The organism is Phyllobacterium zundukense, from assembly GCF_025452195.1.
In the GTDB taxonomy this organism is placed as follows: Bacteria; Pseudomonadota; Alphaproteobacteria; order Rhizobiales; family Rhizobiaceae; genus Phyllobacterium; species Phyllobacterium zundukense_A.
This window is the reverse complement of sequence record NZ_CP104973.1, coordinates 115,964-135,104: the sequence shown is the minus strand read 5'-3', so window position 1 is coordinate 135,104 and position 19,141 is coordinate 115,964. Positions and strand designations below refer to the sequence as shown.

Sequence of the window (19,141 nt, the reverse complement as noted above, 5' to 3'; positions counted from 1 at the left end):
GATCAGCGTGCCTGGACGAGTGCCGAAATGATACCCGAAGTGATGCTGATCAAGGCATAATCATTGTCGGCCTTGACCCACTGGTAACCGCGCGGTGGCGTCTTCAAATGATAGCGGTGATAATCGCGTACGACATTGCGGCGGTAAGTCGAGGGGAGTGCGTGGCCACGCGACCAGCGGGTCTTCTTCACCACCACGGTTTTCGTAGCGACCCGCTTCGTTATCACGCGGTCCTGCTGATGACCGTAATGGCCACCCTTGTAATTCTGTTGTTGGGCGAACGCGGCAGGGGTCGCGATCAAGGAGATGGCAAGTGCTGCCAGAGCGATCTTTTTCATTTCGTTTCCTCGTCAGTAGCGCGGCTTGATTTAAACCACGGGTTGTCTTGGGACACCCCGGTTTTAGGTCTGACGAGATGAACGAAAACCGAATATCAATCTAAACGATTTGTAATGTTTTAAATGGCTTATAGGCGATTGTTGAAGCCGGCGAATGAATATCAGCCGTAACGGCTGATATTCAGGGGCAGCGGGTCCACATCCGGCGATTTACCGGAAATTATATCGGCGAGCACGCGGCCAGAGCCGCAGGACATTGTCCAGCCAAGCGTGCCGTGGCCGGTGTTGAGATAGAGATTCGAGTACCTCGTGCCGCCGCCTATAATCGGCGGACCGTCCGGGGTCATGGGCCGCAGGCCCGTCCAGAAGCTTGCTTCGGTCAGATCACCACCCTTGGGGAACAAGTCGCCGACCGAGTGCATGAGGGTTGCCTGACGCTTCTCGCGCAGGGTGAGATCATATCCTGAAATTTCGGCGGTGCCGCCGGCGCGGATGCGATCACCGAGGCGGGTGATCGCGACCTTGTAGGTCTCGTCCATCACAGTCGAAACCGGAGCGGCATCCTCGTTGGTGATCGGCACGGTAATCGAGTAGCCCTTTACCGGATAAACAGGGATGTAAACACCGATGCGCCGCAGCAGGAAGGGTGAATAGCTGCCGAAAGCAACCACATAGGCGTCTGCGATCAGTTCTTCTGTCTCGGTCGATACGCTGGCAATGCGGCTCGTGCTGGTGTTGATCGACGTGATCGTCGTGTTGAACCGGAACTTGACGCCGGCCTCGGCACAAAGAGCTGCGAGCTTTTCGGTGAACATCTGGCAGTCGCCGGTTTCGTCGTTTGGAAGCCGCAAACCTCCTGTGAATTTATCTTTGACATGGGCCAATGCTGGCTCAGCTTTGATACAGCCGTCCGGATCGAGTAGCTCGTAAGGCACACCGAAGTGCTTCAGGACTTCGATATCTCCAGCGCTTCCGTCATACTGCTTTTGCGTGCGGAAGAGCTGCAGGGTTCCCTGCGTCCGTTCATCATATGAAATGCCGACCTCGGCGCGCAGCGCCTTGAGGCAATCGCGGCTGTATTCCGCGATCGGGACCATCCGGGCCTTGTTGCGGGCATATCGCATTGAGGTGCAGTTGCGCAGCATCTTGGCTAACCACAGCGCCATATAGGGATCGAACTTCGGCCGAACGACGAGCGGGCCAAAATGCATCAGCATCCACTTGATTGCCTTGATCGGGACACCGGGGCCGGCCCATGGCGAGGAATAGCCCGGCGATATTTCTCCGGCATTGGCGAAGCTCGTCTCCCGCGCCGGTCCTGGCTGGCGGTCGATGACGGTGACCTCGTGGCCCGCCTGCGCCAGATACCAGGCCGATGTGACGCCGACGACGCCACTGCCAAGGACGAGAACTTTCATGATCGGCGACTCCTTCAGACAATGCGATATCCCTGGAAGAAAGGGCATGAGTCGCACTGTGTGTTGGCGAAGTAATTCTTTCCAGACATTTCTTCTCAACGCGCCGAAATGTCTTGGTTGCTGGCGTCAAACGTAAAATTCCGACAAAATAAAAGGCCGGGAAAACCCGACCTTCTCAAATTCATCTCTGCTATCAGTGCCAGTACATCCGTGGTCAAAGACCGCGAAGACGAATTATTTATCAGCCAGCCTGAAGCTGATCAGCAGTCATCTTGCCCGACTTGTTGTCACGGACCAATTCGAAGTTGATCTTCTGACCGTCATTGAGGCTGCGCATACCAGCGCGCTCAACGGCAGAGATGTGTACGAATACGTCTGCTGAACCATCATCTGGTTGAATGAAGCCGAAGCCTTTTGTGGAATTAAACCACTTTACTGTTCCAGTGCTCATGATGAACCCTTTCAATGGAAATATTTTAATACAGGGCACGACGCGCCATGCAGTTTTTAGCTCGATTTTTGAAGAAGGATCTTTCAGAGCGCCTATGGCGCAATAAAACTAATTACAAACTACCAAATACCGATAGGCGATACATAGGGCTAAGCGCTTGTTTCGTCAATGCCTATGCCTGAGAAATAATCTCGAATAGCTCGACTAAAGTCTATACCCTAGTCTTTTCGGGGTTTTTCTATTTAGAAATATTTTCGTCGTCCGGCATGACATGGAAAAAAGAAGCGGCAATCGATTCGTCATCGTGCGCAATCGAGTCACCTCGGGCTCCTGTAGTAGCCACTACTTGGCTTTGGCAGCTGTCCGGCTGGTCTTCTTTGCTTTTGGAGCAGCCGGCGGTCGGGCAGCGATTTCCGCCTGCTCTTCAGCTTCCTTTGCAAGCCGTAAAGCCTTGAGACGTGCCGTCTTGCTTTCCCACTTATGTGTTTCATCATTGATGATTGCAGAAGCGGCAGCGGTGGTTGCCAGACTTTTCTGTTCCGAAGGGCTCAGCACCCGTTTCGGGTGGACGCCAACTTCAGGCATCTGTTTTGGACTGTGTTTCATTGCATCTCGCATTATTGGATATACAACCATCGCACGCGAAACCTTCCAAGTCTATCGTGCTGTCGTTTGACGCGTCGAACCTATTCCGGGTTTCCAGCCCCGGGCAAAACCATAGGACATGGCGAGAGAAGCATACTCGATTTCCCGCAAAAGGAATTCCCGCTCCGCCAGAAGGGCAGCGATTGTCGCCCGTGCATCGCCTTGATGATACGCAAGGGCCTCTTCGATTTCGTCTTCCGGTTGTTTGGATATGGCGTTCATCAGAATCTCCTTTTCAGAAAGATTGCCACAACCGCGCATGTATGAAAAGGAATTTGTTCCTGTTTTGTTCACATTTTGGAAGACACACAATCAACCCGAAAACGGTTGTGAAAGACATTTAGCGAAATTAGAATTCGGACCATCAGAGAGGGATAGGCGGCATGGGAAAAGTAATTGTCTCGTTTACAATGTCACTCGATGGCTTCATCGCCGGCCCTAATATCAGCCCCGAAGACGCCATGGGTGAGGGCGGCGAACGGTTGCATGAATGGTTGTTTGACGGAAGCTCTGAAGTCGACCGCGACATGGCACGGGAGATGCCTGCCAACATAGGTTCGGTGATCCTCGGGAAGCGAACTTTCGATCTTGGACTGCCGCATTGGGAGGATACGCCGTTTCCCGCCCCGAGCTTTGTCCTCACCCACGAAAAACGTGAGCCGCTAAAGATGAAGAGCGCGGCATTCACTTTCGTCAACAACGGCGTCGAAAGCGCTATACAGCAGGCGAAAGCAGCGGCAGGTGAAAAGGACATCGTTGTTATGGGAGCAAATGTCGCCCAACAGCTGTTGCAAACGAGGCTGGTGGATGAAATCGTTCTCCAACTCGCGCCGGTTTTGCTCGGGCGGGGGACACGCCTGTTCGACGAGATTGATGAAACGATCGAGCTGAGAAACACAAGAACTATCCAGTCGCCGCTGGTCACCCACTTGCGTTATCAGATCCTGTGAGAGTCCGTTTGGAAAATCGCCGCGGCGAAATGTATGACGTGATTTTTCGAGAACCGGAGCGGAGTGTACTTAAGTACGTGAGCACCGGAAGCACAGAAAATCGCGCCAGATGGCCGCCGCAGTAGATTTTCAAGACGGGCTCTAAGATGAAGCCCCGACTGTCGCGGGGCTGGCTTGGTCAGCCCTTTGACTTTGCCTTCGGCGCTGAGCTTTCGGCTTTTTTGATCATGGAGCTGAAAGGAACGTCGGCCTTCGGCGCAACCTTCTCTTTCTTGGGTTTGCGCACTTCGCGATTGCTTTTCTGTTGTCCTTTGGCCATGGCGGCTCTCCTACAAAGTTACAAACTGGACTGCTGGACGAGGCTTTTTCGATTACGGGCCGCTTGCATAACAACAACCAAAATCGAGTGCGTACAGAATCGGTCATTTGGAATGAGATTGGCGGGTCGAGAACCTCTGACGCCGCGAATAGCCAAGCTTTGGCCAAAAGACGATTCTGCAATTGTAGGTCGTCATTTGCGGCTTAATTGCGGCTCCTGATAGTTCTGGCGCACCCGTTCGAACGGTGCTAAAATTCGTTCAGTTGCCTCAAAAGTCGAAGTTTTTCCGCTGGATTCCTGGTCCACTGCGGCTTTATGGGCGTTTTGGAGGATATCCACCATGTTGAATCGCACGATTACCTTCCTGAAAAGGCTGAAAACCCCTATTCCCGCATCGCCTGACACTGTCGTGCCCGCAAAACCGGCCGCCAAGAAACCCCGCCGGGTAAACCCCGACAGCGACGGAAAGCTGCGCCGCTTGCGGCAGCTCGTCGAGCACAATCGGCTCATCTGATTGCGCACTGTCAAGCCGATGCGGTTTCTGATGAGCACCGGCACTGTCATGTCGCCTGATCCAAGACATCCCTGCAGAACGCTCCGATACCCGTTGCGCGCGCATGACGATTCCGTTCAGCGAAGCCATGCCCCTGAATTGCTGATGGGGCCACCCCACGCATCTTGTCTCTGGCGATCCTCGTCCAGAAGGTGTTTTTTCCAATTCAGCGAAGGCAGTGCGGCCCGGCTTGTGGAATGACTGGTTTTCTTCGGCGTGGCTATCAAGCCGCGTGTTATGGGTCACGGCAGGTGAGGCTTGGCACCGCCCCGGGGAGGGCATAATAGGCTAAGTCGGCGCCAAGCCTCCGCTGACGGAAATAGGGTCAGCGTAATACAACGCTGCCATAGGTCATTCGTTCCGTTGCACTCCCCACGTAGACAATTCCTGTTCGCGCGAATGCGGTTCCTATCAACCAGATGACGACAAGAAATACCAACGCAATAGCAGCGAGCAGTAAGACGCCGGTCAACTTCACCGGCTGATGATCGTTCTCAGACATGGTGGACATCTCAAAATTGTACTTGCGGCCTTAATACAACTTATACGAGAACTTTCAACGGGAACATGTGTAAATGTGGAGGATCAAAAGATCCGAAACTTGTGGATGAAACCGGTTCTGCGACCAACGATCCGGACATGGATGGGCCACGATCAGCGTTCACGTGATCCGGGATTGTGCTCGACTAGTGAGCATTTTGACTACTTGGATTGCTTGACCTGACCAACATCGTTCCGGCCGCCCAACATCCCCAAAGAATGGCCACCATGATCGCGGCTGGGATGAGGAAGTCTTTTGTCTCGAGAGGTTGGAAATCGGGCTGACGCACAGGCGCTACTCCATCACGATAATGATTGCGGTCCCTGTTCCAACGCTTATCATAGGCATGCCACCGAGCCCTATTGCTCCCGATTAGTCCTTTCGATTTAGTCCCTGAGCCGCATTTATGTCGAAACTTCTCTGTTGCTATGAGTGACAACTGTTGGAGGGATTCAATCATATGGTAACGGGCGTTGTCCTCGTGACGGGAGCCTCAGGTTTCATCGGTGTGGAATTGGTCAAGCAACTCGAAGCATCCGGCTATCGCGTGATCGGTGCTACGCGAAACGCCTATGGCTCCAACACGGAAAGCGCGCAGCTGCCCGCACCGGACGAGCCTGTCGAAGCATTCGAGCGCATCCTCGGAAATGTCGATCATGTCGTGCATCTGGCGGCTATCGCGCACACGCAGCTGGTCAACGCCACCGATACCTATCATGCAGTTAACTGCGTGCTGGCGGCAAAGCTTGCCCGGGCCGCACATACAACCATCTCGGGCAAGTTTGTTTTTGTTTCCTCCATACGTGCACAATGTGCCAGCGTTCACGAAGGGGTTGCGGTGGAAAGTGATCTGCCGCGACCAACTGATGATTACGGTCGGGCCAAGCTTGCAGCCGAGGCTGAAATCGCCTTAACAATGATCCGTGGAAACTATACGATCCTGCGTCCTGTGCTCGTTTACGGAGCGGGTGTGAAGGGTAATATGTCGATGCTCATGAAACTTGCGGTATTGCCCGTCCCATTGCCACTTAAGTCCTTGGCCGGCCGACGATCCTTGCTCGATCGCGCCGCTCTCTGCCGCGCCATCATCCATAGTTTGAACGAGCCGAAAACCGATCGTGGCACGTTCATTGTGTCCGACAGAAATCCAGTAACGGTACCGCAGATACTCGCCGCCATGCGCCGCCGGCGCGGTCGCAATCCTGGGTTGTTTTCATGCCCACCGTGGATATTAAACATTGCCGCACAAATAACGGGCCAGGGCGATCGCTGGAAAACGCTGAACGGTGACTTGATTGCGAGTTCGGCCAAGCTCCAATCGACTGGGTGGAAGGCTGTCGACAATCCTGCGGGGCACATTGCGGAACTATCCTGACCCTTAGGCGCCCTGGCGCACAAGGCTCTAGCAGCCCATGAGCGCGCCAAGCTCGTCGCGATAGGGATATCAAATGGTCTCTTGGATATTCGGCAAATGATGTTACATTGTATCCAACGTTAATTGAAAAGCGTCCTGCTTGCGTCCTTTATGGGTTCGCGCGGCGCTCGAAGGATAAGACTTTGAAAGACCCCGAGAGAGGCGCACCAGTTGCGCCGAATGGAGGGGCGTCTGGTGGTGGCATGGTGCTGAATGGCACTCAAGGTCCCACCAAGAATGGGCCCGGACCGCATGGGGATCCTGCACATCACAGGCAGGAAAGCCAATCCGATTCCCTGGAAGGACGCTTCGACAAGAACCACAAGAAACGTGCGCGCCGCAGAAAACGCGGCACGTCGAAACAGGCGCCTACTTCGACCGAGACAGCTGTTGTTTCGAGCGTTTCGCCTCCCCCTGCCAATACTCCGGCCAAAGCCGCCAAGAAGCGGCGGCCCAATCGCTTTCGTCGTCGGGGCCGCGCCGGGATCAAACCTGTCGAAACGGCACCGCCAGTTGTTGCGACAGCAAAGCCGTCGGCAGCTCCGGTTCAAGCCGCGCAGCGGCTCCCATCCAGGCATTTCGGAGGACCGCTCTATGCCGCACTCGATCTTGGCACCAACAATTGCCGGCTTCTTGTGGCGTCGCCCACCCGCCCCGGCCAGTTTCGCGTCGTCGATGCCTTTTCCCGTATCGTCCGCCTCGGTGAAGGCCTCGGCGCGACGGGGCGCCTGAACGACAACGCTATGGATCGCGCTATCGAGGCGCTGAAGATCTGTCGCGACAAGCTTGAGAGCCACGATGTGCGCCGCGCCCGCCTTATCGCCACCGAAGCCTGCCGTCAGGCGTCGAACGGCGAGGAGTTCTTGGCCAGGGTAAAACGCGAAACCGGCCTCGATCTCGAGATCATCAATCGCCAGACCGAAGCTCGTCTTGCGGTATCCGGCTGTGGCACGCTGGTCGAGCGTGAAACCGACGCAGTCGTGCTGTTCGATATTGGCGGCGGTTCCTCGGAGATCGCGCTGATCGATGTTTCGGAGCGTCGCTCGCCGCGGCTTGCCGAACATATCATTGCCTGGACATCGCTTCCCGTCGGAGTGGTCACACTCGCCGAGCGCTTTGGCGGGCGTGATGTGACCACCGATAACTTCGCAGTCATGGTCGATCATGTTGCCGAATTGATCAACGATTTCTCCGAGCGTCACAAGCTCGGTGATCTCGTCAAAAGCCAGAACTTTCATCTGCTCGGCACGTCCGGCACGGTCACGACGCTCGCCGGTATTCATCTCGGTCTCGAGCGTTATGATCGCCGCCGTATCGATGGTATCTGGATGCAGAACGACGATGTCACGGAAATGACCAGCAAGCTCCTGTCGTGGAGCTTCGATGAACGGGTTGCCAATCCGTGCATTGGGGCTGATCGCGCGGATCTCGTTCTTGCCGGCTGTGCCATACTCGATGCGATCCGCAACGTTTGGCCCAGCCAGAAATTGCGCGTGGCCGATCGCGGGCTGCGCGAAGGTATTTTGACTGAACTCATGTCGCGTGATGGCGCGTGGCGCAATCGCTGGTTGCGTGCAACCACATGATCCAGGAATAGGGGCCCTTATGGCTAAGACGACGACAGGAGGACGCGGCGGCACAGGCACGCGCGGTCTGCACACCAAGATCAAGAAGAAGGCCGGCACGATCAAGGAATCGTCGCGTCGCTGGCTTGAGCGTCATATCAACGATCCGTATGTGCAGCGCTCCAAGGCAGACGGTTATCGTTCGCGCGCCGCCTATAAACTGATCGAGATCAATGACCGCTACAAAATCCTCAAAAAAGGTCAGCGCATTATCGATCTTGGCGCTGCTCCGGGTGGCTGGAGTCAGATCGCGGCTTCGATCGTCGGCTCCCCGGAAGACGTCCCAACTGTCGTTGGCATTGACTACCTGCATATCGATCCATTGCCGGGCGTCACCTTGCTCGAGATGGATTTTCTCGATGATGCCGCGCCGGACAGGCTCATGGAAGCACTGGGCGGCCAACCGGATATCGTCCTGTCGGACATGGCTGCGCCGACGACCGGCCACCGCCGTACTGACCACATACGCACAACCCACCTTTGCGAAGTCGCCGCGGATTTTGCCGTTTCCGTTCTGCGTCCGGGCGGACATTTTCTCACCAAGACATTTCAGGGCGGGACCGAAAATGAAGTGCTCACATTGCTGAAGAAGCATTTCAAGTCCGTCCACCATGTGAAGCCACCTGCATCACGTGCGGAATCCGTCGAGCTTTATTTGCTGGCGAGGGACTTCAAGGGATTGCCCGACGACCGGGATTCGATTGACTAACTCTTTCTGATTGCGACTGCCCACTATTCCGCTGGTGCTGCCACCTTGATCAGCGGCCGGTGACCTGAAACCTCCGAACCCGCGTCAGGCTGCAGACCCCTGAACGAAAGGCATGCCAAGCCCGAAATTGCCGCCACGACAAAGAAGGCGATGTGGAAATCGGAGAGCTGCAGCGGGCCACCGTGTATCTTGGTCGTAATCTCGAGAATGCCGCCGGCAACTGCCACACCAAGCGCGATCGAAATTTGCTGGGCAACCGAACTGATCGGCGTCGCCTGGCTCGTCTGCTCGTTGGGGATATCTGCATAGGCGAGAGCGTTCGTCCCGGTAAAGAACAGCGAACGGAAAAATCCGCCCACGAGAAGCAGCAGGATCATCAGCCAATAGGGCGTTTCCGGTGTGAAGAACCCGTTGACTGCGACGAATATCGCAGCGACGAATGATCCATACATCAGCGAATTGCGGAAGCCGGTTTTCCGGTAGAACCATTTTGTTACAAGCTTCATGCTCATGGCGCCGAGTGCGGATACGAAGGTGATCATTCCGGATTGGAATGGCGTCAGGCCGAAGCCGATCTGAAACATCAACGGCAGGAGAAACGGGATTGCCCCGACGCCGATGCGGAACAGACTGCCGCCGACGATCGCCGCTCTGAAAATCTGATTGTCCAGAAGATTGAGAGAAAGCAACGGCTCCGCCGTTCGGCGTGCATGGACAAGATAAAGAACAGCGGAAACGATGCCGGTCAGGAGCGTCGCCATACCCACCCATGTCGGAAGAGCTGGAAGACTGACCACCGACAGGCCGAAGACGATGCCCGAGGCGGCGATACCGCTTAAAAAGAAACCGGGAACATCGAGTGGCCGCTGCACCAGAGTTTCGATCGACGGCAAATAACGCGTGGCGATGATGATTCCAAGGATGCCGATCGGAACGTTGATCAGGAAAATCCAGTGCCAGCTGAAATAGGTCGTCAGGAAACCGCCAACGGGTGGCCCGATCAGAGGGCCGATGAGCGCCGGCATTGTCAGCCATGCCATAGCGCTGACGAGTTCATTGCGCGGCGTCGAACGCACGAGGACGAGACGGCCGACAGGCGTCATCATTGCGCCGCCTACGCCTTGTAGAAAGCGCGATACGACGAATTCCAGCAGTGACCCCGAGACTGCGCAAGCAATGGATCCGACGACGAATACGATGATCGCGGCGCGAAAAACATTCTTTGCGCCAAACCTGTCGGCCATCCAGCCGCTGACCGGAATGAAAACCGCGAGCGAGACGAGGTAGGCCGTCAGGGCAAGTTTCAGCGCGATCGGACTGGTGCCGATATCAGCAGCGATCGCCGGCAGTGACGTCGCGATGACGGTGGAGTCCATGTTCTCCATGAAAAGGGCGACGGCCAGGACAAGCGGAACAATACGGTTCAAGTTGAATTCCAGTTCTCATGAGGTGAGAAAGCAGGCAGTGAATCTCGTTTTATGAGACTCGGTGGGCCTTGCGAGTTCCGATAGCACTCGGGTTGCCGAGGCTCAAGCGGCGATCAATCAGAAGTGATCCAGATGCGACGATTTTTGGTCTATTCAGCAGGAACGGAGCGGCAGCGCGATGTTGCCGCGCATATCGTTGCCTGAAGGAGATAGTCCTATGTCTGCATTCGAGATTTCCCGCCGCAACCTCTTTCTCGCGTCAAGCGCCATGGCCGGTGGATTTGCAATGTCGCAGATGATTTCTGAAATCGCCGAGGCAGCTGTTCCACCATCGGACATCAAGTCTCCGGGCTTCAAACGCTTCAAGCTGGGCGATTTCGAAATCACCACCTTGCTCGACGGGCTTCGCCCGGGTGATGGTCCATTTCCAACCTTCGGTGCCAATCAGAGCCAGGAGGCAATCGCCGAATTGATGCGTGCCAATTTCCTGCCAGAAACAAAAATGGTCAACGGTTTCACACCGGTTCTGATCAATACCGGATCTGAACTGGTGCTCATCGACACAGGCTTTGGCGCAGGCGGTCGCGAAAATGGTCTTGGTCAACTTGAGGCAAATATGAAAGGCGCGGGCTATACGCCTGATCAGGTGACGCTTGTTGTCATCACCCACATGCACGGCGACCATATCGGCGGCCTGATGAATGGCGAAACACCCGGCTTTGCCAATGCGCGCTATGTCGGCGGGCAGATCGAATATGACTTCTGGACCGACGCTGCACGTACAGGCACTCCGGCCGAAACCAATGCCAAAGCTGTCAATGCCAAGGTCAAGCCGCTTGCCGAAAAGTTCACCTTCATCAAGGCGGGCGATGCGGTAGTCCCTGGCATCACCAGCGAAGCGGCCTATGGCCACACGCCCGGCCACATGATTTTCCACATCGAATCGGCTGGCAAGCATCTCGTCTTGACCGCTGACACAGCCAATCATTACGTCGCCTCGTTGCAGCGTCCCGATTGGGAAGTCGCATTCGACACCGACAAAGCCATGGGCGCGGCAACACGCAAGAAGGTGTTCGACATGATTGCGGCCGACAAGGTCCCATTCATTGGCTACCATATGCCATTCCCTGGCGTGGGTTTTGTCGAAAAGCAGGAAACGGGCTATCGGTTCGTGCCGGCTACCTATCAATTCGACGTTTGATCGAATTGACCTATGGGTGCAGTTCCGGCGCTTTTGCGCCGGATATTGCTACAATATTGTGGGCTGGGTGATGGTTGGAATGGCAGTAATTGCGTTTTGATCTTTTCAAACCGACATATCCATGTTACCAGCCCGTGCCAATTCACTTGAACAGAACTTGATCGGCGCTCCACCACTGTGGTGCGCCCTTTAGTCGTATTACCCGTATTGCAAGGAAATTGGTCATGGCAAAAATCGTTGAATCCGCGACAGGCGCGCTCGCACTGACATTTGATGATGTCCTGCTCCAGCCAGGTCATTCCGAGGTTATGCCCGGCCAGACCGATATTCGCACCCGTATCGCTCCCGATATCGAGCTCAACCTGCCATTGCTATCAGCGGCGATGGACACAGTCACCGAATCGCGTCTCGCCATCGCCATGGCGCAGGCGGGGGGCATGGGCGTCATTCATCGCAATCTCACGCCTGAACTGCAGGCCGAGGAAGTCCGCCAGGTCAAGAAGTTCGAATCCGGCATGGTCGTCAATCCCGTTACCATCGGGCCGGACGCGACCCTTGCCGATGCGCAGGCATTGATGCGCGCCCACGGCATTTCCGGCATTCCTGTGGTCGAGAACTCCGGCGAGGGCAGCCGCAAGCCGGGCCGTCTCGTCGGCATCCTCACCAACCGCGACGTACGGTTCGCCTCCGATCCTGCCCAGAAGATCTACGAACTGATGACGCGCGAGAACCTGATCACCGTGCGTGAAAACAACGTTCAGCACGAAGAGGCCAAGCGGCTTTTGCATCAGCACCGCATCGAAAAGCTGCTTGTTGTGGATGACAAGGGCTATTGCGTTGGGCTGATCACAGTCAAGGACATGGAAAAGTCGCAGCTCAACCCGAACGCCGCCAAGGACGCGCAAGGCCGGCTTCGTGTCGCCGCCGCATCGAGCGTTGGCGAGGATGGTTTCGAACGGGCCGAGCGGCTTATTGCTGCCGGCGTGGACGTTCTCGTCATCGATACTGCTCACGGCCATTCGCAGCGCGTTCTCGATGCTGTTACCCGCGCCAAGAAGATGTCGAATGCCGTACGTATCATTGCCGGAAATGTCGCCACTGCCGCGGGAACACAGGCGCTGATCGATGCGGGCGCCGATGCGGTCAAAGTCGGTATTGGACCGGGCTCGATCTGCACGACGCGGATCGTCGCCGGTGTCGGTGTGCCGCAGCTTTCCGCAATCATGTCTGCGGTTGAAGCAGCACACAAATCGAATGTGCCAGTCATCGCCGATGGCGGCATCAAATATTCCGGCGATTTCGCCAAGGCACTGGCCGCAGGTGCGTCCGCTGCCATGGCAGGTTCGGCACTTGCGGGCACGGAAGAAAGCCCGGGTGAGGTCTATCTTTACCAGGGCCGCTCGTTCAAGGCCTATCGCGGCATGGGCTCAGTTGGTGCTATGGCACGGGGATCGGCTGATCGCTACTTCCAGGCGGAAGTGCGCGACGAACTGAAGCTCGTGCCGGAAGGTATCGAAGGCCAGGTCGCCTACAAGGGTCCGGTTTCAGGCGTTTTGCATCAGCTTGCCGGCGGTCTCAGGGCATCCATGGGCTATGTCGGTGCAAAAAATCTGGAAGAATTCCGCGAAAAGGCTACATTCGTCCGCATCACCAATGCAGGTCTGCGCGAAAGCCACACCCATGATGTTACGATCACTCGCGAAAGCCCGAATTACCCGGGCGGCAATTAATCCAAAGGGGAAAGGCGATGTCTGATATCGCCCTTCGCAATCATTTCTCGGCCATGGCGCGCAACAGCGCCTGGTCGAATTTCCGGCTGCTCAGCGCGTGTGGGCAACTCACCGACGAAGAGTTTGCTCAAGAGCGTACCAGCTTCTTTCCATCCATTCAGTTGACGTTGAACCACAACCTTATCGTCGATCACCTTTACATGGCAGACATGATCGGAAAAGGGCGCAAGAACATTGGTCTGGTGGGCGACATACCCTATCCCAAGGCTTCGGACCTGAAGCAGGCACAGACAGAGTTCGATAGCAGCCTCATCGGCTTCTGCGACGATATGGAGCCCGAAGAACTCGACAAGATCGTATCGATCACATGGGGGACTGGCGACACCTCGCAAGAACCGATCTACCTCTTGCTATCGCACCTTTTTGTGCACCAGATCCATCACCGGGGGCAGGCGCATGCCATGCTGGCAGGTACCAATGTTCCGCCGCCGCAACTCGACGAGTTCTTTCTGAACTACGACAAACCGCGTCGCCAGGGCGAGCCTAACACCGAACCGGGTCTGCCTGCTGACAAGGCTTTCCGCGACAGTCTCTACGAATAGGCATCGTAATCAGCGCGGCATTAAGGAATGATCCTGCGTCCGCGCAAATCACTGAACACACGCATGAACATCTCCTCTGTATCGACATATTCATGGAACCCGGCCCGCCGCAGGCGGGAGCCGTCGGCAAAGAAGTCGTAGTTCCAACTGAAGACCGCATCGCCGAATGCCCAGGATGACACATCCCTGTAGGGTGTCTTTGCAAGACCGTGCTTCTCGATCATGCGGTTCCATAAATCCTCCTTGTCCGCCATGACGACGTTCAGCGACATCGGCAGTGGCGGCGCGACCTCCAGATCGAAAAACCGCGCGATCTTCGGCCACATCTCGCTCCAGCGGAAAAGATCGCCGTTGTTGATGTTGAACGCCTGATTGCCGCAGTGCGGGTTTGTTGCGATAAACACCGTTGCCCGCGCCAAGAGCCCGGCATCCGTCATTTCCAGTAGACTGTCATAGGCGCCCGGTTTACCGGGAAAGCGTAGCGGAATGCCGAGTTCTTTCGACATCGAGGCATAGACGGCGATCACCGAAGCAAGGTTCATGGGATTGCCGAGCGCAAAGCCTACGACGACGGACGGCCGTAGTGCCGACCAGGTCCAGCTCTTGCCCTTCTGCAATGCCTCCAAAAAATCCTGCTGATCGATGTTGAATTCCGGCGGCATGTGATTGGCATCGGTCTCGCGCGCCGGTGTCTTGAACGGCCCGAGATGTGCGCCATAGACCTTATAACCTTGCATCAGACTGATGTGTTCGAGACGGGCCGCGATCGGCTCGATTGCGTTCACGGCATTCACCAGCATGGCGAGGTTTGGCGGCACAAGCTCGGCCCAAGTCGGCCGGTCCTGATAGGCCGCATAGAATATATGCGTCACGTCGGTGAGATGGGCGAGCTTATCGCTGGCGTCTGTCGCATCGAGAAGATCGACAGCGATATGTCTGAGTTTGCCGCTTGCCACTCCGCCGCGGCGCGACAGGCCGATAATTTCCCAGTCGCCCAGTTCGACAAGATGCGAAATCAGATTGCTACCGATGATGCCATTGGCACCAACAACAACTGCTTTTTTAGTCATTTCAAAATCTCCGTTTCAGATTCTGAAACAGATATGATTCATTCATACAGCTGTGCGTAGTAGTCAAAAAATGATAACATTCATAAGCAATTCTTTGAGGTGGTCATGGATAGATTCGCTGCGATGAAGACGTTTGTCCGTGTAGCGGAGCTTGGTACTTTGTCTGCAGCGGCGCGCGAACTTGGCCTGACCCAGCCGGCAATCAGCCAGCAGGTGGCAGCTTTGGAGCGGCATCTGGACGTGCGTCTGTTTCACAGGTCAACGCGCCAGCTGGCGCTTACCGACGGTGGCGAAACCTACTACCAGCATGCAAGGCAAATCCTGCAAGCGGTCGACGAGGCGGAAGAGAACGCTGGCGAACTATCCACGACGCTGCGCGGAAACCTTCGCGTTCATGGTCCTGTCGGGTTTGGCCAGATGCATCTTTCAGCCATAATCATAGAATTTCAGCGCCTGCATCCGGACCTCACCATTGAACTCGTCCTAGATGACCGCTTTACCGATCTGATCGCGGAAGGCGTCGACGTCGCGATCCGCCTTGGCGACCTGAAGTCCTCTGAATTGATCGCCAGAAAACTCGCCACATTCGAACGCATTCTCGTGGCTTCGCCGGATTATATCGCTGCGCACGGCAATCCCAAGACACCGGACAACCTTATCCAGCATCGCTACATCCGGTTCTCATGGTCACCACAGGGCGAATCGATTCCCCTGATCGGCCCTGGTGGCGCTCTCGTAGCGCCAATCCGCTCTACGTTCCTCGCCAACAATGCCTTTGTCCTGAATGAAGCACTGTGCGCTGGTCTCGGCATTGGCGGGGTGCAAGTGCCGCTCGCCCAATCACTGCTTGATCTCGGATAAGCTCGTACGGATTCTTCCGGACTATGCCTATGCGCCGATGGATGTGCACGTGGTCTATGCGACTGCTCGCTTCATGCCGCGCAAGGTTCGTGCCTTCATCGATCATCTGGCAACCAGTCTGCAGGCAATACCGGGCTTGCGCATAAATCGCATCCCTGAAAAGAACGTATAAACGAATAACAGGAGGGACCATGTCACAAACCGCAATTTTCTGGCCGATGATCGCGCTGACTTTTCTTATTTATTGTGTCTATGCTGTCCTTATGCTTCGCCGTCGGCAAGCCGTTCTCAGCGGCCAGGCCAGTGCAAGGGATTTCAAGCTGCCGTTGAAAGAGCCAGAGGCCAGCGTTGCGACGGTTCGCAATTTGATCAATCTTTACGAATTGCCGATGCTGTTTTATGTCGTCTGCCTGGCGCTCTATGCCGTCAACGGCGCCACGTTGCTTGCCGTAGTCATCGCCTGGTGTTTTGTGGCCATGCGTGTGGTCCACACCTATGTGCACATAACGTCCAACCGGCTTGCCTTTCGCCAGCCGATCTTCGTCCTCGGCTTTATCCTCAATGGGGCGTTGTGGGTCATGCTGACATTGCACCTCGCCGTCCCACCCGTCGTCTAGGCGGCGAGATCATTCAGTTCATCCGCCGAAATCATCAACCGGCGGCTGCAATCGACGATTGCCGCTGCCAAGGCTTCGAAGTCCTCGCGCCGCTCGCTCTGCCTGCGCCAGATCAAGCCGATTTCGCGTGATGGTTCAGGATCGGCAAAAGCAACGATGCGTACGTTATTGCGGCTGGCTTCGGTGCGTACGGCAATCTCGGGGATCAGCGTCAGTCCCATGCCATGACTGACCATCTGCAATAGCGTCGCCATGCTGGTCGCGCCGTAGTTGACCAATTGGCGCTGCTTCACATTGCTGCACACGGCAAGCGCCTGATCGCGCAGGCAATGACCCTCCTCAAGCAGAAGCAACCGCTCAAGCGCCACGTCTTCCTGTGTCATGGGTGAGGTGAGGATGTCGATATCATTGTTCGATGTTGCGATCAGGAAGCGGTCGCGAAATAGCGGTTTGGCGACCGTCCCTTCGCCTTCGATCGGCAGGGCCGCAATAATAGCGTCCAGATCGCCAAGGCGCAGATCCTCGACCAGCTTCGAGGTAACTGCTTCACGCAGCTCGATCGTAAGTTCGGGATAGGCTCCACGGAGATCCGGGATCAGCAGCGGCAGCAGATAGGGCGCAATCGTCGGAATAATGCCAAGCCGCAGCCGTCCTCTCAAGGTGCCACGCCTCTGTCCCGCAAGTTCCTCAAGCGAGCGAATTTCATCGAGAATGCCGCGTATGCGCGGCAGCAGACGCCTGCCCATCTCCGTAAGCACGACCGTCCGCCGCGTCCGCTCGAACAGCGTGGCTCCCAGGAGCAACTCCATTTCTGCGATCTGCGCCGAGAGGGCAGGCTGGGATATGCGTGCCATCTCCGCCGCTTTGCGGAAATGCAGTGTGTTGGCGAGAATGTCGAAATAGCGCATTTGGCGAACTGAAAACATGATAAGTAAATCCTATCAATAATCATTCTAAAATCAATTGGAAACTATGATTAGAAAGGTTCTATGGTTTGGTTGAGAACGCGGCTGCGAGCACGCGCCTGCGGTTCCCATTGACAAAACGCGAGATTCAAGGAGAAAGCCAATGGCTGACCGTCCAACATTGACGACAACCGCCGGTGCACCGGTATCCGACAACCAGAACTCCAGAACCGCCGGCGAGCGCGGTCCTGTTCTGATGGACGATTATCAGCTCCTGGAAAAGCTCGCGCATCAGAATCGCGAGCGCATCCCTGAGCGTGTCGTTCACGCCAAGGGCTGGGGTGCGTTCGGCATACTAAAAATCACTGGCGACATTTCCAGATACACCAAGGCGAAGGCTTTGCAGCCCGGCACCGAGACGCCGCTGCTTCTGCGTTTCTCCACAGTGGCTGGTGAACTTGGTGCTGCCGATGCCGAGCGTGACGTACGCGGCTTTGCGCTGAAGTTCTACACCAGCGAAGGCAACTGGGATCTCGTCGGTAACAACACGCCGGTCTTCTTCGTCCGCGATCCGCTGAAGTTCCCCGATTTCATCCACACGCAGAAGCGTCATCCGCGCACCAATATGCGTTCCACCACAGCCATGTGGGATTTCTGGTCGCTGTCGCCGGAAAGCCTGCATCAGGTCACGATCCTCATGTCGGACCGCGGCCTGCCTGTCGCCCCGATGTACATGAACGGCTACGGTTCGCACACCTATTCGTTCTGGAACGATGCCAGCGAGCGTTTCTGGGTGAAGTTCCACTTCAAGACCCAGCAGGGCCATAAGTTCTACACCAATGCCGAGGCAGAAGCCCTCATTGGCAAGTCGCGCGAAACGTATCAGGAAGAGCTGTTCGGCGGCATCGAGCGCGGCGAGTTCCCGAAATGGACCGTTCAGGTCCAGATCATGACCGAGGCGCAAGCAGACCAGACGTCATACAATCCGTTCGACCTGACCAAGGTCTGGCCGCACGGTGAATTCCCGCCACTCGAAATCGGTGTCATGGAACTCAACCGCAATGCCGACAACTACTTCGCCGAGATCGAGCAGGCCGCGTTCTCGCCTTCCAATGTCGTCCCCGGCATCGGCCACTCGCCGGACAAGATGCTGCAGGCCCGCGTCTTCTCCTATGCGGACGCCCATCGCTATCGCCTCGGCACGCATTACGAAGCGCTCCCCGTCAACCAGCCGAAATGCCCGGTCCATCATTACCACAAGGACGGCCAGATGAATTTCTTCGGCCAGAAGACCGGCAATGTCGACGCTTACTACGAGCCGAACAGCTTCTCCGGTGCTGCAGAACAGCCATCGGCGAAGGAGCCGCCGCTGAAGCTTTTGGGTGATGCGGACCGCTACAATCATCGCCTAGGCAATGACGACTACGGCCAGGTCACGGCGCTGTTCAACCTGTTCGACGCCGGTCAGCGCTCGCGCCTGTTCTCCAACATCGCTGCGGCGATGGATGGCGTGCCGGGCGAGATCATCGAACGGCAGCTTGTGCATTTCCAGCGTGTTCATCCTGCCTATGAGGCTGGCGTGCGCGCGGCATTGAAGGAAGCGCATGGCTACGAGGCTAGCGCTATTTCGCAGGAAGAAAAAGGCGTCGCTGCCGAGTAATCGCCGCTCGACCATCTTCATGGCAAATCAGAAAGCCGGAGTTCACGCTCCGGCTTTCTTTTCTTGCCGGGCCCATGTATGCGACACTCTTGATTGAGTGAAGGA

The 19,141-nt window shown here is 56.2% G+C and carries 22 protein-coding genes; 11 read left to right on the top strand and 11 right to left on the bottom strand.

Going from position 1 to position 19,141, the window contains the following annotated elements; all coding sequences use genetic code 11:
* Window positions 1-2: 2 nt before the first annotated feature.
* From N8E88_RS13085 to N8E88_RS13065, 5 genes are all read right to left on the bottom strand, one after another.
* Complete coding sequence (locus N8E88_RS13085; protein WP_262294047.1) at window positions 3-338, bottom strand: RcnB family protein; 336 nt, start codon at window positions 336-338, stop codon at window positions 3-5.
* A 161-nt stretch (window positions 339-499) separates the two neighbouring features.
* A complete protein-coding gene (locus N8E88_RS13080) occupies window positions 500-1,756 on the bottom strand; it encodes a D-amino acid dehydrogenase (protein WP_262294046.1) in 1,257 nt (418 codons plus the stop codon).
* A gap of 241 nt (window positions 1,757-1,997) precedes the next feature.
* Entirely contained in the window at window positions 1,998-2,207 is a 210-nt protein-coding gene (locus N8E88_RS13075; RefSeq protein ID WP_182547723.1) for a cold-shock protein, read from the bottom strand.
* A 342-nt stretch (window positions 2,208-2,549) separates the two neighbouring features.
* Window positions 2,550-2,813, bottom strand: a complete 264-nt coding sequence (locus N8E88_RS13070) for a hypothetical protein (RefSeq protein WP_224512404.1) — start codon at window positions 2,811-2,813, stop codon at window positions 2,550-2,552.
* A 51-nt stretch (window positions 2,814-2,864) separates the two neighbouring features.
* A complete protein-coding gene (locus N8E88_RS13065) occupies window positions 2,865-3,074 on the bottom strand; it encodes a hypothetical protein (protein WP_262294045.1) in 210 nt (69 codons plus the stop codon).
* 161 nt (window positions 3,075-3,235) lie between these two features.
* Between N8E88_RS13065 and N8E88_RS13060 the strand changes: the two genes are divergently transcribed.
* On the top strand, window positions 3,236-3,802 hold the full coding sequence (locus N8E88_RS13060) for a dihydrofolate reductase family protein (RefSeq protein WP_262294044.1): 567 nt from the start codon (window positions 3,236-3,238) through the stop codon (window positions 3,800-3,802).
* Window positions 3,803-3,980: 178 nt separating this feature from the next.
* On the opposite strand, the gene N8E88_RS13055 is transcribed toward N8E88_RS13060, so the two are convergent.
* The 3 genes from N8E88_RS13055 to N8E88_RS13045 all read right to left on the bottom strand — a co-directional run bounded on the left by N8E88_RS13055 (window position 3,981) and on the right by N8E88_RS13045 (window position 5,176).
* Entirely contained in the window at window positions 3,981-4,121 is a 141-nt protein-coding gene (locus tag N8E88_RS13055) for a hypothetical protein (protein WP_224512398.1), read from the bottom strand.
* 192 nt (window positions 4,122-4,313) lie between these two features.
* Window positions 4,314-4,679 carry a hypothetical protein gene (locus N8E88_RS13050; protein WP_262294043.1) on the bottom strand — a complete coding sequence of 122 codons (366 nt, stop codon included), beginning with the start codon at window positions 4,677-4,679 and terminating at the stop codon, window positions 4,314-4,316.
* A gap of 320 nt (window positions 4,680-4,999) precedes the next feature.
* On the bottom strand, window positions 5,000-5,176 hold the full coding sequence (locus N8E88_RS13045; protein ID WP_262294042.1) for a hypothetical protein: 177 nt from the start codon (window positions 5,174-5,176) through the stop codon (window positions 5,000-5,002).
* A gap of 499 nt (window positions 5,177-5,675) precedes the next feature.
* On the opposite strand from N8E88_RS13045, the gene N8E88_RS13040 reads away from it, so the two are divergent.
* The 3 genes from N8E88_RS13040 to N8E88_RS13030 all read left to right on the top strand — a co-directional run bounded on the left by N8E88_RS13040 (window position 5,676) and on the right by N8E88_RS13030 (window position 8,963).
* Complete coding sequence (locus N8E88_RS13040) at window positions 5,676-6,590, top strand: NAD-dependent epimerase/dehydratase family protein (protein ID WP_262294041.1); 915 nt, start codon at window positions 5,676-5,678, stop codon at window positions 6,588-6,590.
* Window positions 6,591-6,772: 182 nt separating this feature from the next.
* A complete protein-coding gene (locus N8E88_RS13035; RefSeq protein WP_262294040.1) occupies window positions 6,773-8,215 on the top strand; it encodes a Ppx/GppA phosphatase family protein in 1,443 nt (480 codons plus the stop codon).
* 19 nt (window positions 8,216-8,234) lie between these two features.
* Window positions 8,235-8,963 carry an RlmE family RNA methyltransferase gene (locus N8E88_RS13030; RefSeq protein WP_262294039.1) on the top strand — a complete coding sequence of 243 codons (729 nt, stop codon included), beginning with the start codon at window positions 8,235-8,237 and terminating at the stop codon, window positions 8,961-8,963.
* Window positions 8,964-8,986: 23 nt separating this feature from the next.
* Here N8E88_RS13030 and N8E88_RS13025 read toward each other — a convergent pair whose 3' ends face one another.
* Window positions 8,987-10,390, bottom strand: a complete 1,404-nt coding sequence (locus tag N8E88_RS13025) for a DHA2 family efflux MFS transporter permease subunit (RefSeq protein WP_262294038.1) — start codon at window positions 10,388-10,390, stop codon at window positions 8,987-8,989.
* A 217-nt stretch (window positions 10,391-10,607) separates the two neighbouring features.
* Here N8E88_RS13025 and N8E88_RS13020 point away from each other — a divergent pair, with 217 nt between their 5' ends.
* The 3 genes from N8E88_RS13020 (at window position 10,608) to N8E88_RS13010 (ending at window position 13,923) form a co-directional block, all read left to right on the top strand.
* A complete protein-coding gene (locus tag N8E88_RS13020) occupies window positions 10,608-11,591 on the top strand; it encodes an MBL fold metallo-hydrolase (RefSeq protein ID WP_315975284.1) in 984 nt (327 codons plus the stop codon).
* A gap of 224 nt (window positions 11,592-11,815) precedes the next feature.
* Complete coding sequence (gene guaB / locus N8E88_RS13015; protein ID WP_262294037.1) at window positions 11,816-13,321, top strand: IMP dehydrogenase; 1,506 nt, start codon at window positions 11,816-11,818, stop codon at window positions 13,319-13,321.
* 17 nt (window positions 13,322-13,338) lie between these two features.
* Complete coding sequence (locus N8E88_RS13010; RefSeq protein ID WP_262294036.1) at window positions 13,339-13,923, top strand: DinB family protein; 585 nt, start codon at window positions 13,339-13,341, stop codon at window positions 13,921-13,923.
* 20 nt (window positions 13,924-13,943) lie between these two features.
* On the opposite strand, the gene N8E88_RS13005 is transcribed toward N8E88_RS13010, so the two are convergent.
* Window positions 13,944-14,993 carry an SDR family oxidoreductase gene (locus N8E88_RS13005; RefSeq protein WP_262294035.1) on the bottom strand — a complete coding sequence of 350 codons (1,050 nt, stop codon included), beginning with the start codon at window positions 14,991-14,993 and terminating at the stop codon, window positions 13,944-13,946.
* Between the two features lie 105 nt (window positions 14,994-15,098).
* On the opposite strand from N8E88_RS13005, the gene N8E88_RS13000 reads away from it, so the two are divergent.
* The 3 genes from N8E88_RS13000 to N8E88_RS12990 are packed head-to-tail and all read left to right on the top strand — an operon-like array spanning window position 15,099 to window position 16,471.
* Window positions 15,099-15,854, top strand: a complete 756-nt coding sequence (locus N8E88_RS13000) for a LysR family transcriptional regulator (RefSeq protein WP_262294034.1) — start codon at window positions 15,099-15,101, stop codon at window positions 15,852-15,854.
* Window positions 15,841-16,026: a hypothetical protein gene (locus N8E88_RS12995; protein WP_262294033.1), complete on the top strand. Its 186-nt coding sequence runs from the start codon at window positions 15,841-15,843 to the stop codon at window positions 16,024-16,026. The genes N8E88_RS13000 and N8E88_RS12995 overlap by 14 nt, the downstream gene beginning before the upstream one ends.
* Window positions 16,027-16,045: 19 nt before the next feature.
* Window positions 16,046-16,471 (top strand): MAPEG family protein, encoded by a 426-nt coding sequence (locus N8E88_RS12990; RefSeq protein WP_262294032.1) that lies wholly within the window; start codon window positions 16,046-16,048, stop codon window positions 16,469-16,471.
* Here N8E88_RS12990 and N8E88_RS12985 read toward each other — a convergent pair.
* Window positions 16,468-17,397: a hydrogen peroxide-inducible genes activator gene (locus N8E88_RS12985; RefSeq protein ID WP_262294031.1), complete on the bottom strand. Its 930-nt coding sequence runs from the start codon at window positions 17,395-17,397 to the stop codon at window positions 16,468-16,470. The two genes, N8E88_RS12990 and N8E88_RS12985, sit on opposite strands and share 4 nt — an antisense overlap.
* Window positions 17,398-17,539: 142 nt before the next feature.
* On the opposite strand from N8E88_RS12985, the gene katA reads away from it, so the two are divergent.
* Window positions 17,540-19,036 (top strand): catalase KatA, encoded by a 1,497-nt coding sequence (katA, locus tag N8E88_RS12980; protein ID WP_262294030.1) that lies wholly within the window; start codon window positions 17,540-17,542, stop codon window positions 19,034-19,036.
* Window positions 19,037-19,141: the final 105 nt, after the last annotated feature.

Coding starts and splice junctions, on each gene's coding strand:
- N8E88_RS13085 (WP_262294047.1), bottom strand. CDS start 338: ATGAAAAAGATCGCTCTGGCAGCACTTGCCATCTCCTTGATCGCGACC.
- katA (WP_262294030.1), top strand. CDS start 17,540: ATGGCTGACCGTCCAACATTGACGACAACCGCCGGTGCACCGGTATCC.
- N8E88_RS13065 (WP_262294045.1), bottom strand. CDS start 3,074: ATGAACGCCATATCCAAACAACCGGAAGACGAAATCGAAGAGGCCCTT.
- N8E88_RS13010 (WP_262294036.1), top strand. CDS start 13,339: ATGTCTGATATCGCCCTTCGCAATCATTTCTCGGCCATGGCGCGCAAC.
- guaB (WP_262294037.1), top strand. CDS start 11,816: ATGGCAAAAATCGTTGAATCCGCGACAGGCGCGCTCGCACTGACATTT.
- N8E88_RS13045 (WP_262294042.1), bottom strand. CDS start 5,176: ATGTCTGAGAACGATCATCAGCCGGTGAAGTTGACCGGCGTCTTACTG.
- N8E88_RS13060 (WP_262294044.1), top strand. CDS start 3,236: ATGGGAAAAGTAATTGTCTCGTTTACAATGTCACTCGATGGCTTCATC.
- N8E88_RS13020 (WP_315975284.1), top strand. CDS start 10,608: ATGTCTGCATTCGAGATTTCCCGCCGCAACCTCTTTCTCGCGTCAAGC.
- N8E88_RS13005 (WP_262294035.1), bottom strand. CDS start 14,993: ATGACTAAAAAAGCAGTTGTTGTTGGTGCCAATGGCATCATCGGTAGC.
- N8E88_RS13030 (WP_262294039.1), top strand. CDS start 8,235: ATGGCTAAGACGACGACAGGAGGACGCGGCGGCACAGGCACGCGCGGT.
- N8E88_RS13055 (WP_224512398.1), bottom strand. CDS start 4,121: ATGGCCAAAGGACAACAGAAAAGCAATCGCGAAGTGCGCAAACCCAAG.
- N8E88_RS13040 (WP_262294041.1), top strand. CDS start 5,676: ATGGTAACGGGCGTTGTCCTCGTGACGGGAGCCTCAGGTTTCATCGGT.
- N8E88_RS13080 (WP_262294046.1), bottom strand. CDS start 1,756: ATGAAAGTTCTCGTCCTTGGCAGTGGCGTCGTCGGCGTCACATCGGCC.
- N8E88_RS13000 (WP_262294034.1), top strand. CDS start 15,099: ATGGATAGATTCGCTGCGATGAAGACGTTTGTCCGTGTAGCGGAGCTT.
- N8E88_RS13075 (WP_182547723.1), bottom strand. CDS start 2,207: ATGAGCACTGGAACAGTAAAGTGGTTTAATTCCACAAAAGGCTTCGGC.
- N8E88_RS12990 (WP_262294032.1), top strand. CDS start 16,046: ATGTCACAAACCGCAATTTTCTGGCCGATGATCGCGCTGACTTTTCTT.
- N8E88_RS13070 (WP_224512404.1), bottom strand. CDS start 2,813: ATGAAACACAGTCCAAAACAGATGCCTGAAGTTGGCGTCCACCCGAAA.
- N8E88_RS12985 (WP_262294031.1), bottom strand. CDS start 17,397: ATGTTTTCAGTTCGCCAAATGCGCTATTTCGACATTCTCGCCAACACA.